The sequence below is a fragment of the Kiloniella antarctica genome, assembly GCF_042682825.1.
GTDB classification, from domain to species: Bacteria; Pseudomonadota; Alphaproteobacteria; order Kiloniellales; family Kiloniellaceae; genus Kiloniella; species Kiloniella antarctica.
The window spans coordinates 76,330-93,685 of the sequence record NZ_JBHUII010000010.1 but is presented as its reverse complement, the minus strand read 5'-3'; the positions used below and the strand labels follow the sequence as shown (position 1 = coordinate 93,685).

The 17,356-nt window shown below is 43.4% G+C and carries 13 protein-coding genes; 3 read left to right on the top strand and 10 right to left on the bottom strand.

Annotation, left to right across the window (positions count from 1 at the left end; genetic code table 11):
- Window positions 1-5 precede the first annotated feature (5 nt).
- From ACFSKO_RS15650 to ACFSKO_RS15635, 4 genes are all read right to left on the bottom strand, one after another.
- Window positions 6-950, bottom strand: coding sequence for an ABC transporter permease (locus ACFSKO_RS15650; RefSeq protein ID WP_380253319.1), 945 nt, complete (start codon window positions 948-950; stop codon window positions 6-8).
- Between the two features lie 26 nt (window positions 951-976).
- On the bottom strand, window positions 977-2,566 hold the full coding sequence (locus ACFSKO_RS15645; protein ID WP_380253317.1) for an ABC transporter substrate-binding protein: 1,590 nt from the start codon (window positions 2,564-2,566) through the stop codon (window positions 977-979).
- A 501-nt stretch (window positions 2,567-3,067) separates the two neighbouring features.
- Window positions 3,068-4,564, bottom strand: coding sequence for an aldehyde dehydrogenase family protein (locus ACFSKO_RS15640; RefSeq protein WP_380253315.1), 1,497 nt, complete (start codon window positions 4,562-4,564; stop codon window positions 3,068-3,070).
- 58 nt (window positions 4,565-4,622) lie between these two features.
- On the bottom strand, window positions 4,623-5,732 hold the full coding sequence (locus ACFSKO_RS15635; RefSeq protein ID WP_380253313.1) for a mandelate racemase/muconate lactonizing enzyme family protein: 1,110 nt from the start codon (window positions 5,730-5,732) through the stop codon (window positions 4,623-4,625).
- A 120-nt stretch (window positions 5,733-5,852) separates the two neighbouring features.
- Between ACFSKO_RS15635 and ACFSKO_RS15630 the strand changes: the two genes are divergently transcribed.
- On the top strand, window positions 5,853-6,779 hold the full coding sequence (locus tag ACFSKO_RS15630) for a LysR family transcriptional regulator (protein ID WP_380253311.1): 927 nt from the start codon (window positions 5,853-5,855) through the stop codon (window positions 6,777-6,779).
- Window positions 6,780-6,785: 6 nt separating this feature from the next.
- On the opposite strand, the gene ACFSKO_RS15625 is transcribed toward ACFSKO_RS15630, so the two are convergent.
- Window positions 6,786-8,399 (bottom strand): GMC family oxidoreductase, encoded by a 1,614-nt coding sequence (locus ACFSKO_RS15625; RefSeq protein WP_380253309.1) that lies wholly within the window; start codon window positions 8,397-8,399, stop codon window positions 6,786-6,788.
- A 326-nt stretch (window positions 8,400-8,725) separates the two neighbouring features.
- On the opposite strand from ACFSKO_RS15625, the gene ACFSKO_RS15620 reads away from it, so the two are divergent.
- Window positions 8,726-9,499 (top strand): transporter substrate-binding domain-containing protein, encoded by a 774-nt coding sequence (locus tag ACFSKO_RS15620; RefSeq protein ID WP_380253307.1) that lies wholly within the window; start codon window positions 8,726-8,728, stop codon window positions 9,497-9,499.
- Window positions 9,500-9,537: 38 nt separating this feature from the next.
- Here the strand turns inward: ACFSKO_RS15620 and ACFSKO_RS15615 are convergent, their stop codons facing one another.
- The 5 genes from ACFSKO_RS15615 to ACFSKO_RS15595 all read right to left on the bottom strand — a co-directional run bounded on the left by ACFSKO_RS15615 (window position 9,538) and on the right by ACFSKO_RS15595 (window position 16,174).
- The gene (locus ACFSKO_RS15615; protein ID WP_380253305.1) at window positions 9,538-10,320 is read right to left on the bottom strand and encodes a carnitinyl-CoA dehydratase; all 783 of its coding nucleotides are present in this window, start codon (window positions 10,318-10,320) and stop codon (window positions 9,538-9,540) included.
- Between the two features lie 25 nt (window positions 10,321-10,345).
- Window positions 10,346-12,412 carry an acetate--CoA ligase family protein gene (locus ACFSKO_RS15610; protein WP_380253303.1) on the bottom strand — a complete coding sequence of 689 codons (2,067 nt, stop codon included), beginning with the start codon at window positions 12,410-12,412 and terminating at the stop codon, window positions 10,346-10,348.
- A 6-nt stretch (window positions 12,413-12,418) separates the two neighbouring features.
- Window positions 12,419-13,579: an acyl-CoA dehydrogenase family protein gene (locus tag ACFSKO_RS15605; protein ID WP_380253301.1), complete on the bottom strand. Its 1,161-nt coding sequence runs from the start codon at window positions 13,577-13,579 to the stop codon at window positions 12,419-12,421.
- A 171-nt stretch (window positions 13,580-13,750) separates the two neighbouring features.
- Window positions 13,751-15,247, bottom strand: coding sequence for a carnitine 3-dehydrogenase (locus ACFSKO_RS15600; protein ID WP_380253299.1), 1,497 nt, complete (start codon window positions 15,245-15,247; stop codon window positions 13,751-13,753).
- Window positions 15,248-15,280: 33 nt separating this feature from the next.
- The gene (locus ACFSKO_RS15595; protein WP_380253297.1) at window positions 15,281-16,174 is read right to left on the bottom strand and encodes a beta-keto acid cleavage family enzyme; all 894 of its coding nucleotides are present in this window, start codon (window positions 16,172-16,174) and stop codon (window positions 15,281-15,283) included.
- Window positions 16,175-16,364: 190 nt separating this feature from the next.
- On the opposite strand from ACFSKO_RS15595, the gene ACFSKO_RS15590 reads away from it, so the two are divergent.
- Window positions 16,365-17,336, top strand: coding sequence for a GlxA family transcriptional regulator (locus tag ACFSKO_RS15590; RefSeq protein WP_380253295.1), 972 nt, complete (start codon window positions 16,365-16,367; stop codon window positions 17,334-17,336).
- Window positions 17,337-17,356: the final 20 nt, after the last annotated feature.

The following is a 17,356-nucleotide window of genomic DNA, read 5'->3' as shown; positions in this document are numbered from 1 at the left end:
TCCCTTTATTTCGGATGTCGCAAACGAGGGTTCGCAACAATCGATACAATATCTGCCACAATATTTAAGGAGATATAGACACTGGCAAATATCAGGGCACACGCCTGAACAACTGGAACATCACGTTTGGAGACGTGATCAACCAGATATTGTCCCATTCCAGGATATGCAAATACCACCTCAACAATAACAACACCGACAACCAAATAAGCAAGGTTAAGCATAATCACGTTGATAATTGGAGCGATTGCATTCGGAAAAGCGTGTTTTCGGATAACCTGAAAAGGTGTGATTCCCTTTAGTTCTGCTGTTTCAATATAAGCCGATTGCATCACATTTAATATTGCAGCACGGGTCATACGCATCATTTGAGCTAAAACAACGAGAACCAAAACAGCAACAGGTAACGCTATTGTATTTAGTTTTTGCCACAAAGACATTGTGTCATTGATAATTGCCACAGATGGAAACCATCTCAATTGAACCGAAATAAAGTAAATCAGTAAATAACCAAGGAAGAATTCAGGTAAGGATATTGTTGTTAAGGTTACCCCTGAAATAAGCTTATCAGGCCAACGGTTTTTGTATTGTACAGCTAAGAGGCCAAGAAGAACAGCCAAGGGTACCGAAATTACAGCAGCCCAGCCTGCAAGAAACAAAGTATTACTTAATCTTTGTCCGACGGCTTCAGCAATAGGTTTGCCATTTGATAGTGCAACCCCAAGATCCCCCTGTAAAACACCTGATAACCAAGTGAAGTATCGAATGTAAGCAGGGTCGTTCAGACCTAGGTCTTTTCTAAGGTTTGCGACAGCTTCCGGTGTCGCTGATTGTCCTAAAATTGATTGAGCAATATCCCCAGGCAATATTTGGGTGCCAATAAAAATTAGCACTGATGCCATAAGGAGGAGAAGGCAGCCCAACGCAATGCGTTGGCCTGCCAAATTCAAAATGGGATGTCCCATGGTTCAATACGTTACGCTAACCAGGTTTTGGTAAGAGCGTGGCCGTTCATCATTTCACCACTTGGATCATCTTCATAACCACCAACTTTATCACTTACAGCAGCGATAAAGTCATTAAACATTGGCACAATCACGCCACCTTCATTGTGAACCATAAGTCCCATTTCACGATAAAGAGCAACACGTTTAGCTTGATCAAGTTCACCACGCGCTTCGATAAGAAGTTTATCAAAGTCTGGGCGGAAGAAACGTGTATCGTTCCAATCGGCGTCTGACTTATAAGCCGTAGAATACATTTGGTCCTGAACCGGACGAGAACCACCCCAATAAGAGGCGGAGAACGGTTGCTTGTTCCATACTTCAGTCCAGTAACCATCATCAGGTTCGCGCTTGACATCAATTGTGATACCAGCTTTAGCTGCGCTTTGTTGGAACAACTGTGCAGCATCAACAGCACCAGCAAATGCTGTTGCTGCAGTCTGAAGAGTTACAGGACCAGAGTGACCAGATTTTTTGAAATGGAATTTCGCTTTATCTGGATCAAAAGTACGCTGAGGAATATCTTCAGAGAACAACGGATAGCCACCATTGATTGGCATATCGTTCCCGACAGAACCGTAACCACGTAAAATTTTATCAACCATTTCTTCACGGTCGATTGCATATTTCAAAGCAAGACGCAGATCATTGTTATCAAACGGTGCCGTATTACAATGCATCAAGAACACATAGTGACCACGTCCAGAAACACTTTTCACAGAAACACCTGGGACGCGTTCAAGAAGATCAGCAATTTTAGGCTCTACGCGGTTGATCATATGAACCTGACCGCCTTGTAGTGCCGCAGTACGTGCTGTTGCATCGTTTAGAACGATAACTTCGATGCTATCAGCATGACCGCGGTTTGCACCATCCCAATAGTCATCGAAACGTTCACCTACATGACGTACTCCAGGCTCATTAACAGTAATTTTGTATGGGCCAGTTCCTATACCTGCATCAGGCGCATCCATACCACCATCAGGTTGAATGATCAGGTGATAATCTGACATCAGATAAGGTAAATCAGCATTCGGCGTTGTAAGCGTAACAGAGAAAACATCTCCATCAGCTTTCATAGACTCAATGCCACGCATAATTCCCAAAGCGCCTGATTTTGTATCTTCACCGGAGTGACGTTGCATTGTTTTCAGGACGTCTTCAGCAGTCAGGGTTTTACCGTTGTGGAATTTAACCCCTTTGCGGATTGTGAAGTGCCATGTTTTAGCATCAGCAGATGGCTCAATACTTTCAGCAAGACGATATTCGATTTCACCAATTCGGGAAACTTCAATAAGGGTCTCGCCCCAAGTTTTACCAAAATCATGAGAAACTTGTGTCAAAAACAATGCCGGATCTAGGCTGTTTGTACTTTCGCCGCCTCCTAGGCCAGCAATAAGGCGACCACCTTTTTTAGGACCAGCAGCAAGTGCCGTTCCGGAAAGAAGGCTGGTGGCAACAGCAGTCGAAGCGCCAAGTGCTGCAGCTTTTCCAAGGAAAGATCTACGATCTAACTTACCTTCAACTGCCAGTTTAGCCAAATAATTCATTTTTTCAGACATTTTTATTCTACTCCCTGTTATTCATTTGTTATAGAGGTGCGAAACATATGAACATCATTATTAAATTAGGTATGTTATCATATGACTTATTCTCAAAAGTATAAACCGTTTCATTACTATTATTGTCGTTAAAAATAAAAACCGGTAAGAATTGAAATTTTCAATTCATGTTTCATGATCTACAACAACTAAGTTTTTTTAACGCTCTTTTGACTTATTCCACCTCTGTTTTGATACCGTTTATCATTTCTTTTAGTATCAAATATTTGAACGGATCCCACTTCGCTCACTTGTCGCATCAAAGACAACACCATCCCTAGCTGCGACTTTCTATGCAAAAAACGTCAAATTTCGCTCAAAACTCACCACTTTAAAGTGGGGCTTTGAAATAATGACATTTAATACATAATCCCTTTGCTCTCCCTACCATCAACGAGGGTATTACATTGTTTCACGTAACAACTAATTACAATTATTCACAGTCATTTATTCACAGTCATTTTATGAAAAAGACATCGTGATTGATTTGGTTGTACAATAGTTACTAAGGGCCTCTAAACCTTTTTCACGACCAATCCCTGATTTACGATTGCCTCCAAACGGAACTTCAATGCCACCAGCCCAATAATCATTTATTGTCACCTGACCAGAATCAATTTCATGTGCAAGTTTCAGTGCATGCGTAATATCCTGAGTGTAAACTCCCGCAGCGAGGGCAAAGTCAGTACAATTTGCGGCCTCACCAGCTTGCTCAACACTATCCACAACCTGAACACTCAGTACAGGCCCGAAAATTTCTTCCTGGACCAGTTCATCCCCCATAGGCACGTCATCCATTATAGTCGGGGCATAAAACCACCCCTTCCCTGTTGCCTCGTTAGATATAGGATGACCTCCGCATAAACATTTTATCCCACGGCTTTTTGCTCTTTGGACAAAGCTATCAATTTTATCCAACTGCTCTTTTGAATTAATGGCCCCATAGTTTGTATTGCGTAAGCCATGCCCAGCTTGCAACTGCGTTGTTTTCTCAACAACCTTCTCAACCAGCTTTCGATGAATAGAACGCTCAACGATAAGCCGGGAACCAGCAGAACAAATTTGGCCTGCATTATAGAAAATTGCCCATAAAACACCTTCAGCCGTTTTTTCGAGATCACAATCAGCCAAGGCGACGATCGGTGATTTCCCTCCAAGTTCAAGCGTGACACTGCTGATGTTTCGCGCCGCGGCTTGCATGACCAAAGTCCCAGTTCCAACAGATCCTGTAAAGGTGATGTGCTGAACTTTTGGATGATCAACCAAGGGGCTTCCTGCGTTTTTACCTGTTCCCGTGATTACATTATAAACACCTGCCGGAAGCCCCGCTTCTTCGAAGATCTTTGCCAACATCAAGGCACTAAGAGGTGTTTGTTCTGCAGGTTTGACCACAGCCGTGCAACCTGCCGCTAAGGCGGGTGCTACTCCCCGGATTGTTGTTGCGAGTGGGTAATTCCATGGGATGATATGAGCTGTCACACCAACGGCTTCCACGCTGGAGAAGGAAAACACACCATCACCAAGAGGAAAGCTGTCACCTTGAATTTTGTCAGCACATCCAGCGTAATAACGAAGTGCCCCGACCGAGCTTGAAACATCCCCTTGCGCTTCCGCCAAAGGCTTACCTGTATCCAAGGCTTCAACAACAGCAAATAAATCTGACTGTTGTTCTAACAAATCAGCGGCCTTTGCTAAAATTTCGCCCCTTTTGCTTGGCTTAAAATCTTTCCATACTTCTTTAAATGCCTTACTTGCGGCGTTAACAGCAAGCTCAACATCTTCTGTTTGTGCAGCGCTTACTTTGGCAAAGACATTTCCAAGCCCCGGATCAATAGTTTCTATTTCCTCACCCGAAATTGCAGAAATCCAGTTACCATCAATAAACAATTTATTTGGCAACCCACGCACTGTGCCACTGCTAAAATATTCTTCTGTTAACGCATCAATCTGTACTGACATGGTCTTAACCCAATGGCCTCAATATCGTGCGTTTATTAACGCGAGTGAATTTTTAAAGTTAGAAACGAGAAGCATTGTAACTGACTTGATAGTTTGCATTAGCGAGCCATTGGGTATCGACTTCAACGCCCCACCCCGGTTTGTCAGGAAGGATCAATTGTCCATTTTCAATCTTGTAACCCGGTTCAAACAAACCGGCTTGCCATGGATAATAATCGAGACCCTCAATAGAAAACTCGAGGTATTTTCCAGGATTTCCTATGGCCGCCATTAAATGTGCTGAAAACAGAGTGACCAATGAAAGGTTTGCACAATGAAGTGTGCATGGCAAACCTGCCTCTTCTGCCATTTTGGTCACCTGCAGCGTTCTGGTTATCCCGCCCATATAACAGACATCAGGCTGAACAATATCCACAACCCGTTGGTCAATTATCTGTTTCCAGACAGCAAGGTTGTTATCCTGTTCACCACCAGAGATATCAATGCTCAGAGCTTCTGTGACCTGTTTGGTCCAATCCAGTTCCCAGTAAGAGCACGGCTCCTCAAAATGAGAAACCCCGTAATCCTGTAGCATATGTCCAACTTCAATCGCCTTTTGTGGCGAGAAGGCACTATTGGCATCAACCAAGAGAGTGACATCATCCCCCAAAACATTGCGAACGGTTTTTATGATTTTTTCTGTCCGGCCCGGCCATTGATCAACATCGCGTCCACATTCACGCCCGATCCTGAACTTGAAGGACTGATAGCCAAATTCTTCTCGTAATGCGATAAAGCGTTCGGCCTCTTGTTCGGGCGTAATATCCCGACGCATACTCGACGCATAAACGGGGAAACTCTGTTTTGTGCTGCCAAGTAACTGCGTAACAGATTTTCCAGCTCTTTTGCCATAGATGTCCCACAAGGCGGTATCAAGACCGCAGAGCGCACGATAGAGATAAGTTCCCGGGAACTTATGCTCGCGCTCCAGAATAAGCTGAACCAGGGTATCTATGTCTGTTGCGTCTTGCCCCAAGGCATGAGGGGCAATGTGACGGTGCACGATTTGCGAGGTTATATCTGCGTTATAGGTCGAGACCTGCCCCCACCCTTCATCGCCCTCTACAGTTCGCACCCGGACAAAGCCAACATACTCATTTGAGAAGGTTTCAATACTCGCTATCTTCACACCGAACTCTCTTGGCTAAAACATTCTAGGTAAGAACTATGGACAGGGCTTGCGAATAAAATCAAACGAAGTATTATTACTCTAAGACATCGTTTTATTTGTAAGTAAGTAATAGTTATTATGAATTACCATCTCCCCCCTTTAAACTGGTTACGCGCCTTTGAATCTGCTGCTCGGTATAATAACTTCACGACTGCAGCAAAAGAACTGAACCTGACACCAGCCGCAATCAGTCATCAAGTTCGCTCTCTTGAACAACACCTTGAATTTCAACTGTTTGAGCGCTTAGCGAGGAGCCTGAAACTTACAGATAAAGGTCGGGCTTATTTACCTTCTGTAAGGCGGGCTTTTGAAGATCTTTCAGCTTCGACCACAGGAATATTTGGCACCAAGGGAAAACAGTCAATAAACATACGCTGTACAGCGGCCTTTTCAATTTTTTGGCTGGCCCCGCGTCTCAAGGGATTTCTTGTCCGTTACCCCGATATAGACGTTCGCCTGTATACCGCCATTTGGACTGAAGCACTAGGGCAAGAAAATATTGATATTGACATTCGCATCGGAGATGGAAATTGGCCTGGGTTTCACGCCCAAAAAATTCACCATGAACCCTCGGTCATTGTCGCGACCCCTGAAAATGCCAAGCTGGTCCATCAAGCAATAAAAACTGGGGATGAATCATTAACCCAGCACCTTGGGTGCATACGAATTATGGGCTGTGAAGGGCGTTGGCAACCCATCTTGGAAACTCAGTTAAAAGGTTCAGGACTGTCGGTGAAAGTAACAGTCGACACATCATTAAGCGCGGTAGAACTTGTTAAATCTGGGGCATCAATCAGCCTATTACTAAAACATTATGTTCAGCGAGATATTGATTCTGGTTGTTTAGTCAGGGTCGTTAACGACGATTTTTTCTATAATGAATCACATTATTTGGTGAAGCCAATTAAAGAAGAGAAAGCCAAACCAGAAGGCTTACTCTTTAAAAATTGGCTTCTAGAACAAATTGAAATGGATGAATCCGTCAAACGCTACTTCGTCCCCTGATCCCACTCAGGAATCTGCAAGTACAAGATCAGCTCCCTTTTCCCCAACCATGATTGCAGCAGCATTGGTATTACCGGAAACCACGGTCGGAAAAATAGAGGCATCAATCACACGTAAATTGTCGACACCATAAACCTTTAAGCGACTATCCACGACATTTTCATGCGGGTTCGATCCCATTCGACAAGTACTGGTAGGATGAAAACAAGTCCAGGCATACCCCCGTATATCATTGATCAGTTGTTCATCTGATTTACAGTCAGGGCCTGGGCGAAATTCATCTATAATAATTTCTTTAAATGCCTTTGTTTCAGCAAGTTGTCGCAAATATTTAACACCTTCAAGTAACTCATAAACATCTTCATCAGTAGATAGATAATTTGGTTTAATAGTTGGTGCATCAAGAGGATCACGAGATTTAATATTGATTTCTCCCCGAGAAGTTGGACGGCAATTTGTCAGACCAAGCTGAAAGGCTGAGAAAGGGTCCGGGTTCATCATTGGACGCGTGCCTGCTGGAGCACGGGTGTAACTTACAGGGGAGAAATAAAGCTGAATATTTGGTTGAGGCAAGCCAGGTCGTGTTTTTATAAATCCTCCCCCCTGATTGATACTAAGGCTCAAAGGACCACGACGGAAAAATACGTATTTTAAACCTGCCATAAACTTTCCCCAGAGAGAATGAAGTTCATCATTCAAACTCGGTTTGGTACAGGTAAAAAGGTAATCCATCCCCAAATGATCCTGAAGATGTTGACCAACAGCGGGGCTATCATGAACAACCGGAATACCTAAATCGTGTAAAAGTTTTTTAGGGCCAACACCTGACAGCTGTAATAATTGAGGAGAATTAATTGAACCGCCACTAAGGATCACCTCTTTACTGGCTAAGACCTGTGCGTTCTTTCCTTTATGCCGATATTCGACCCCAACTGCCTTTTTACCTTCAAAAATCACTCGGGTAGCATGAGCGTAGGTAATAAGTTTAAGATTTTTACGTTTTAATGCTGGATGTAAAAAAGCCTTGGCAGCGGACTCTCTAAACCCTTTTCGCGTTGTGGTTTGATATAGGCCGATGCCCTCTTGCTCTGCTCCGTTGAAATTGTCGTTGTATGTTAAGCCAAGCTCTTGCCCAGATTTAATAAAATTTTGACACAGAGGGTGCAAATCATTGGAGACATCAGAAACGTACATCGGACCTGTGGTGCCACGATAGCCGTCGTCCCCCATTTGATTTTTCTCTGATTTTTTAAAATATGGTAAGACATCGTCGTATCCCCACCCAGGGTTTCCAAAAGCTTCCCAATCATCATAATCTTTTTTGTTACCCCGGATATAAACCATCGCGTTAATCGAGCTGGAACCACCTAAAACCTTTCCTCTGGGCCAATAACTCTGACGATTTGCTGTCCCCGCATCAGCTTCGGTCAAATACATCCAGTTAACCGCTTTTTGATAGTATGTTTTGCCATATCCAATTGGTACCTGGACCCAAAATCTCTTATCTGATCCCCCCGCCTCCAATATGAGGATCGAATACTTTCCGTTTTCACTCAAACGGTTGGCAAGGACACAGCCAGCAGAACCAGCGCCGACAATGACATAATCAAAAGACTGCATTTTTTTAACCCCGGTACAAATTCGAACGCATAGTTATGCCTGAACCTGAAGAAACAAAATTTAATCACCTTTCGGTGAATCGATAGATTAAAATATAGAAGAAATAAACTATCAATTTCAAACCATATTTTGTCTAACCTAATTAAGGGGTTGCTTTGTTTGTAAGTAGAGTATGTTAATTTTGTGTTGTGCCGATTGCATCAACAACACACCTTACCTACACAACTTAAGAGTAAGTTAAGCGTCTCTCTATAAATTAAAATATACCCTAGAAAATTAGTCCGTTAATAGGTTTTGACCAAAAAAGATAGGATTTGATTTATAAAATGTTACAAGTAAAAATTAGTATGTTTTGTAAGATTTTTTTTGTCACTATCTCCCTTTTATTAATAGAAAGAGCCCGCGCAGATACAATAACTCTTTCCGGTGATGAGTGGTCTCCTTACCTTGTTGAAAAGCCAGAGGTTGGCGGAGTAGTTTATGACATCGTAAACACAGCCTTTTTACGTGAAGGACACCAAGTAAAATGGGAATTTTACCCTTGGGCAAGAGCCCTCTTCCTTGCGCGAACAGGTAAAGTAACAGGACTTGCTGACGCGTGGTTTAGTGAAGAGAGAAAAAAGGATTTTTTATTTAGCGATCCTTTTTTAATAAATCGGCTCTCATTTTTAAAAAGGCGTGATGAGGAGATTACATGGGATACTTATGAAGATCTCACTCCATATACCATCGCTCAAGTAAATCATGCCGTAGTTTCAGCGGAGTTTGAAAAAGCAGATTATTTAAAAAAACATAAAGTACCGACAGTAACAACAGCTCTTAAATTATTACTTTCCGGCCGAGTTGATCTCTTTGGTGACGATGAGATCAACATTATGGAAACGATGAAGAAAGATCTTCCTGAGGGCCTCGAAATGGTAGATTTCGTCGCCAAGCCAATTGTTACAAACAAGTTATATTTTATCTCATCGAGAAGTCGGCCTGATCATATCGATGTGATCAACATATTTAATGCCGGGCTAGCAAAATTAATGACAGACGGTACCTATCAAAAAATACTAGACAAACATCAGATGGGGCGCCTGACCGTGCTTCCATAAACCTGTTTTTAACATACTCCCCTCTAAAGCCTTAAAACCTATTTGCCTGTCCATACCGGAGATCTCTTTTCAACAAAGGCCAACGATCCTTCTTTGGCATCATCGCTGATAAGCAACTGTTCATAGTTTTTCCAATTTCCGCTGCGCATTTCTTGATAGCACTCTTCAATATCAAGAGTTTGGGTTTTTTGAATAACTTCTTTTACCGCCTTAACTGACAAAGGAGCAGCTTCAAGGATTTGATCTGCAAGTGCGCGTGCTGTGCTTAAGAGATCTTCGCCAGAAACAACCTGATTTACCAATCCCCACTTCAATGCTTCATCGGCAGACATACGCCGTCCGGTTAAAAGCATTTCCATAGCCAAAGCTTTAGGTAAAAGCTTTGGTAAACGGAAAGAAGCCGCATCTGCAATTAACCCAACTTTTACTTCCGGGAGGAAAAACTGCGCATGATCTGCTGCAACAATAAGATCTGCAGACAAAGCAAGCTCAAATCCGCCCCCCACAGCCATACCGTTTACAGCCGCAATGATTGGTTTGTAGCAATCGTGAAGCTCAGTAATTCCCGCAAAACCACCTGGACCATAATCCGTATCGGGCGCTTCCCCTTCGCTGCTTGCAACAAGATCCCAGCCTGCTGAAAAAAACCTCTCTCCTGCTCCGGTTAAGATCGCAACCCGAAGATCAGAGTTATCTCGAAACTTACAAAAGACCTCTCCCAAAGCAAAACTGGTTTTGGCATCAATTGCATTAGCCTTAGGACGATCAAGCGTTACTTCTAGTACAGCACCGCGTTGTTCAACTTTAATTACATCATTCATTTCCACAGCTTCCCGAGTAACAGATTTATTGTTTAGCCATACGGATCATGGCATCGGCTAATATAACGCCCCGGCCTTCGGGTAATACCATAACCGGGTTGATATCCACTTCCATAAGTCGTGTATCGTTTTCTTCAACGAAATGGATAAGTTTCTCTATCGTATCAGTAAGTGCTGTAATATCACCTCTCACTAAGCCTCGATACCCATCCATCATGGGATAAAGCTTCAAGCTCTTTAAGGCTGTATCTATATCATTTCGAGAGGCCGGTAGAAGTAATGGGGTTGAATCTTTAAGTAACTCAACAAACACGCCACCACTTCCAACCACGATTGACAAACCAAACTGTGGGTCTCGACTCACGCCGATAATGATTTCAGAAACCACATCTGTTATCATTTCTTCAACAAGAACCACATCGGTCAACCTGCGCATTTTTTGTGAAGCATTCTCAACCATGTCTCTATTTAAGAGATTTAAGGCAACGCCTCCGGCTTCCGTTTTATGGGCTAAATTGTTAGAAACTGCTTTAACAACTACAGGATAACCAATCTCTTCTGATACTTTTCCTGCTTGATCAATAGGAACCGTTTTACTTTGAGGCACACGAAGTCCGTATTGGCTTAAAAGCTGCTTGGCATGGACTTCATCTAACATTTCAACTTCGCCAATGAAGTTATGACGCTCATTCAATATGGTATTGGCATCACACTCATTTATTTTCTGCCAGCGCCGTCCGATCCAAGCAGCAGAATTGATCGCCTTCAGGCCATTATCCAACCCCTGAAGAGGAACAACATTATTTTCAATCAAAACTTTACGTGCGTATGCTGGTAAGTTTTCCGGTAAGGTAGAAATAACAACGGCCTGATGCCCAGAAGCCAATTGCGCAGCGATCATTGCCTGCACTGCAATATCCCAATCAGGCGCTTGACCGAGCTGCTCTTTAGGGTAGTCCAAAACCAAAAGCGTAGCGTCGTACCCGCCTTGCATCAGGCGCGTAAAACAATTTGTTTTCTCAACCAAATTTCCCCAAATATAGGTGTGATAATCAAAAGGATTAGAAACTGTAACCTTCTCACCCATTTGCTCTTCTAATTCACGGGTTTGTTGTTCTGGAATAGGCCCAAATTGTAAATCAAGTTTACTGCCCATATCCGCAACCAATGCAGCATCTCCACCAGAACAGCTCAGCGAAGAAATATTGTTTCCAGAGAGAGGTCCGACGACATGCAAGAACTTGAGGGTCTCAATGAGTTCGGACAAGGAGTGAACTCTGGCAATGCCAATACGATAAAACAAAGCACTATAGAGCGTGTCAGACCCTGCAAGCGTTGACGTGTGGCTCATTGTCAATTGAGCACCAATTTCCGATCCTCCTGCTTTGAGAGCTACGACAGGAACGCCCTTATGGCGTGCTTTTTCGACCGCACGACAGAAAGCGGGTATGTCAGAAATTCCTTCCATATGAAGACCAATAGCGCTGATGCGATCATCTTCACACAAAGCTTCGATATAATCGGGAATAGAAAGAATGGCTTGGTTGCCAACGGAAATCATAAAAGCAAGTGGTAACGACCTATCTTGCATTGTCAGGCTAATGCCAATGTTGCCACTCTGTGTGATAATTGCAACACCACGTTCTACTGTCTCGCCTCCGTGTTGATCTGGCCAAAGTGCAGCCCCCTCCAGATAGTTCAACACACCGTAACAATTTGGACCGGCAACGGCGAGAGCACCTGAACAAGATATGAGGGCGTCATGATACGGCGCGCCGTCTGTTGTTTCGGAAAACCCAGATGCATAACATACCGCGCCCCCTGCTCCCATTTGTGCCAGCTCACCAATGACCTTGACTGCTGGGCCGCGTGGAATTGCCACAAAAGATGCATCGGGGACAGCAGGTAAATCCTTTATTGATGCATAACAGAATAATCCTTCAACGTTGTCACGCTTTGGGTTTACAGGCCAAATATTACCTTCGTAACCCATTTTTTGGCATTGTCTGATAACTTCTGCAGCTTCTCTACCCCCGACGACTGCGATCGATTTCGGGCTTAGGAGCCTCTTTATGTTTGTAAGAGAGGTCATATCAACCTAACTCCCAAGAGGACGGAGAAGACCCCGCGATATAATGTGACGTTGAATTTCACTGGTTCCATCCCAGATCCGTTCAACCCGAGCATCACGCCAAAAGCGTTCAATCGGCAATTCACTCATAAGCCCCATACCACCATATATCTGTAACGTCTCGTCTGTGACTTTACCCAGCATTTCAGTGGCAAATAGTTTTGCCATCGCAATATCCTGATCTGCGGAAATACCTTGATCAAGTTTCCAGGCGGCACCAAGTGTCAGATACTCTGCAGCTTGGATCTCTGTAGCCATATCAGCCAGCTTAAATGAAACCCCCTGAAACTTGCCGATAGCCTGACCAAATTGCTTTCTCTCTGCAGCCCACGCGACCCCCATATCAAAACAACGTTGGGCACGGCCAACAGACATAGCTGCCACCGTCAACCGCGTAGCACCAAGCCAGGTATTTGCCTCGTCAAACCCTGTGCCCTCTTCACCTAAAATCTGAGAAGACGGAACTCGGCAATTATCAAAATTCAAAATAGAGTTATTATAACCACGGTGAGACACGCACTTATATCCATCTCTAACCTCAAAACCCGGTGTGTCTTTATCAACCAAAAAGCATGTTATTTTCTTTTTGGTTCCTCGGGATGTTTCCTCTTCACCCGTGGCAATAAAGACAATCGCAAAATCGGACTCGTCCGCATGAGTAATAAAATGCTTAGTGCCGTTGAGTATCCAGTCATCCCCGTCTTTTAGAGCCGATGCTTTCATGGACCGTACATCGGATCCTGCATCTGGTTCGGTCAAGGCGATACAGTCGTTTTTTTCTCCACGAATGGCAGGCAACAAGTACTTTTCAATCTGATCACCTGTGCAGCCGCAAAGTATATTGGACGGACGACCAAAAATAACGCTTAAAGCCTGAGATGCACGACCGAGTTCGCGTTCCATCAATGACAGTGTCACATGGTCAAGGCCGCCACCGCCAAATTCTTCGGGAATATTGGCCGCATAAAACCCAAGACTGAGTACTTTTTCTCTGATTTCTTTGGTTATTTCAGCGGGAACATAGCCAAGTTCTTCAACTTTATTCTCATGCGGGTAGAGCTCTTTTTCAACAAAATCACGTACGGTATCAACGACCATTTGTTGTTCTTGAGAAAGACCAAAGTCCATAATCTGCTCCTATGAAACCAGAAAATTTCTGGTAAACATCCGTTTGAATAAAAGAATATACGACCTTGTCCGGCGTTAAATTAGACGCGGGACTTCGTTTTACGAAATAGTCTTCAGCACGATATTCAAGACCAGAAAACAATTAAAAGGTCTCTGGTCTTGAGTATACGATCAGTCCTTCGGTGCCGGCACAGCCATTTCACGGCTTCGACGCTCAGGATTTGGCAGCAAAGCGTGGGCATCCATAATTTTTTGCAAGATACTCAACACTTCCGGCTTTGCAGGACACGCTTTTGCAGCGTTTGTATCAACGTGAAGAACCATCTGTTCCGCTGTGGCCAACAAGCTATTGTCTTTTGCGTTGTACATATTGTGAATAAAATGCAAACGCTTGTTATCAAGACCAAGAAGTTGTGTCGTCACCTTCAAAGGTTCATGAGCATTAATTTCCATGATGTTATTAATGTGCGTTTCTACCGTGTAATAAGAATTACCATCGGCATGATATTCAGCATCAATTCCAACATATTGGTATAACGCATCAGAAGAATCACCGAAGACTTGAAGGTACCGAGATTCAGTCATATGACCGTTATAGTCCACCCACTCTGGATGTACTTTATCTGTATGAAGTTCTAGTGGTTGAGAGAGATCATCGCTTGCAGACCAAGACGTTGATCCAGAGGTATCTGCGTATTGACGCTCTTCATCCTTTTTCAAGGTACTCCCTGAAGCGTAATCATAACTGCGCAAGGACTGCATGATGGATACGAGGCAATTATCACGCAGTTTTTCAAGATCACGAATTGAATACCCATCAGCTTGTTCTTGAGTACCTTGGACCATACGATCTATAAGTTGATCCGTAAGCTCTGGCGCTTTCAATTTGGTCCAAGGAAGCTCGAGAGCCGGACCAAACTGCTCCAGCATATGACGCATGCCCTGCTCCCCCCCAGCAAGATGGAACGTCAAACAAGTTCCCATAAAGGCCCAACGAAGACCTGGCCCGTAAATTATTGCCTGATCAATTTCATCTGTAGTGGCAACCCCATCAGCAACCATATGCAGGGATTCACGCCAAAGAGCTTCTTGAAGGCGGTCAGAAATGTATCCTTCAATTTCCTTCCTAACTTTAAGAGGGTGCATACCAATAGAAGTATAGAACTCAATGGCCTGTTCAACGTATTTGTTATCTGTTAACTCGCCACCGAGAACTTCTACCAGCGGCAGAAGATAAACTGGGTTAAAAGGATGACCAATGATAACACGTTCAGGGTTAACGCAATCAACCTGAATTCGTGATGGCAACAGACCCGATGAACTTGAGGCGATAATAACTTCATCACCTACGTGCTTACTAATTTCTGCAAGTAAATTACGTTTTAGATCTTCTCTTTCAGGTGCATTTTCTTGGACAAAATCAGCCTGAGATACTGCTTCAGCTAAATTTGTTGTAAAGGTGAGCGTACCCTTTTCTCTTCTTGGCGCAAGGTTGAGGTTATTTAGTGAGACTTCAGCATTCGCAATAACTTCGCGCACACCACGTTCAGCATCTACAGATAGATCTGTTACGACAACATTGATACCGCGATGTAGGCAGCGTGCGGCCCAACCTGCACCAATCACACCCGCACCAACGATGGCGATAGTCTTTATTTCATTCGTCATATTCTTGAACCCTATTACTAATCACCGCAGAGCTTAAACTTGTTTAATGGCATTAAATTTCTTACGCGCGTCTTCAGCGTTTAAAATACGTGCCCCCATACGTTCCACGATCTCTTTTGCTCTCGTAACAAGCATTCCGTTTGTGGCAAGCACGCCACGTTCCATATAAAGGTTATCTTCCAAACCAACACGGACATGTCCACCAAAGATCACCGACTGGGCTGCCATGGCCATTTGTGTAGGGCCGACACCAAAAGATCCCCAATTTGCTCCTTCTGGAAGCATATTGCGCATGGCAAGCATTGTTTCCCCGTTTGCTTCTGCAGCATAAGGAATTCCAAGGCAAAGCTGGAAGAGAGGTGGTGCATCAATCAGGCCTTCTGCCATAAGCTGTTTTGCCATCCAAATGTGACCAAGTTCAAAGGCTTCGATTTCTGGCTTCACTCCCATTTTTTGGATTAATGCTGTCATCTCTCGCAGCATATTCGGAGTAGAGACATAAGCGTAATCACTAAAATTCAAAGATCCACAATCAAGTGTGCAAATCTCTGGTCGAGTAAGATCTATATGTTTCAGACGGTCAACCGGATTGAGCATGTCTGTCCCTGGACCGCCGTTATTAGGGTTCGTCGCATCAGGCACAAACTCTCCGCCCATACCTGCGGTAATGTTGATAACAACATCAATGCCCTGATGGTTCATTTTGTCACGGAGCAAGCCAACAGTTTCCTGGTAAAGGTTAATGTCATTACAAGCTTGGCCTGTATCAGGATTACGTACATGCAGATGAGCAATTGCCGCTCCTGCCTTTGCGGCTTCAATAGCAGCATCTGAAATTTCTTCAGGAGTTACCGGAACGTTGGTGTGTTTATCTTTTTTAACACCAGCGCCTGTAACTGGGCAGGTAATAATAACTTCGTTATTCATTGCTCTTACTCATCTTATCAATGGTGGCACGCTAAAATTAAGCGCATCGTTTATTTTAAAATAAGTGTAGGTCGATTCACGATATCTATTTTACATTTTGCGCAAGTTATGAAACATTTTTCTCATTAAAAAATACGATCATAATCAGAAGTAAGTTCCTAACGTAATCCAAAGTAACTGGACATTTGCAATGTATCTTTTTGGAACACCAGCAGACAAAAAACCTCAAAAAATTGCATTTTTATTGATCCCTGGCTTTTCAATGCTTTGTTTCTCATCCGCGCTTGAACCTTTGCGGGCCGCAAATATGAAAGTTGGAGAAAAATTATACGAGTGGAAACTCTATTCCATTACCGGGCAAACTGTTCGAGCCAGTAATGACATGGAGCTCACTGTTGATGCCGAACTTGGTGGTGAAGAAAATATTCCAACGCTTATTATCTGCGCCAGTTACAATGTAGAGCAGAGTTATACAGAAAAACTCGCTTCAATTTTAAGAAAATTACGCTCCAAAGGAACTGAATTTGGCGGCATGGATGCCGGGAGTGAAATCCTCGCCAAAGTTGGTCTGTTAGATGGCTATAAGGCAACAGTTCATTGGGAAAATTTCGAAGGTTTCACCGAAACATACCCCAATATTCAAACGGAACTTGATATCTATGTCGTAGATCGAAACCGATTTACATGTGGTGGCGGTACGACCAGCTTGGATATGATGCTGCAACTGATCCGCGTTCAGTACGGATTAAAATTATCAACTGACGTCGCCGATGTCTTTATTTACCAGCGCTTCAGAGAGGGAAACAATCCGCAACGTCTTGCATCAGACAACCCTCAAATTCGAAAAAACAAAATACTTTCTGTCGCCATTGAAACCATGGAAGAAAACGTCGAAACACCTTACCTCATTCCAGAGCTTGCCAAAAAAATCGGCTCTACTGTTCGAGAACTTGAACGGCTTTTCAAAAAATACTTAAAAACATCCCCAGCAACTTATTACAGAAACATCCGCCTTGATATTGCTCAAAGGCTTTTAAAACAAACTGATTTTTCTATTTTAGATATCGCTATAAGATGTGGATTTAATTCTGCAACATCCTTTGCGAGAAGTTATAGAAATCGTTTTGGACAATCCCCCAGAACCAGTAGACGTATTATATAATACCAATCACGATGACAAAA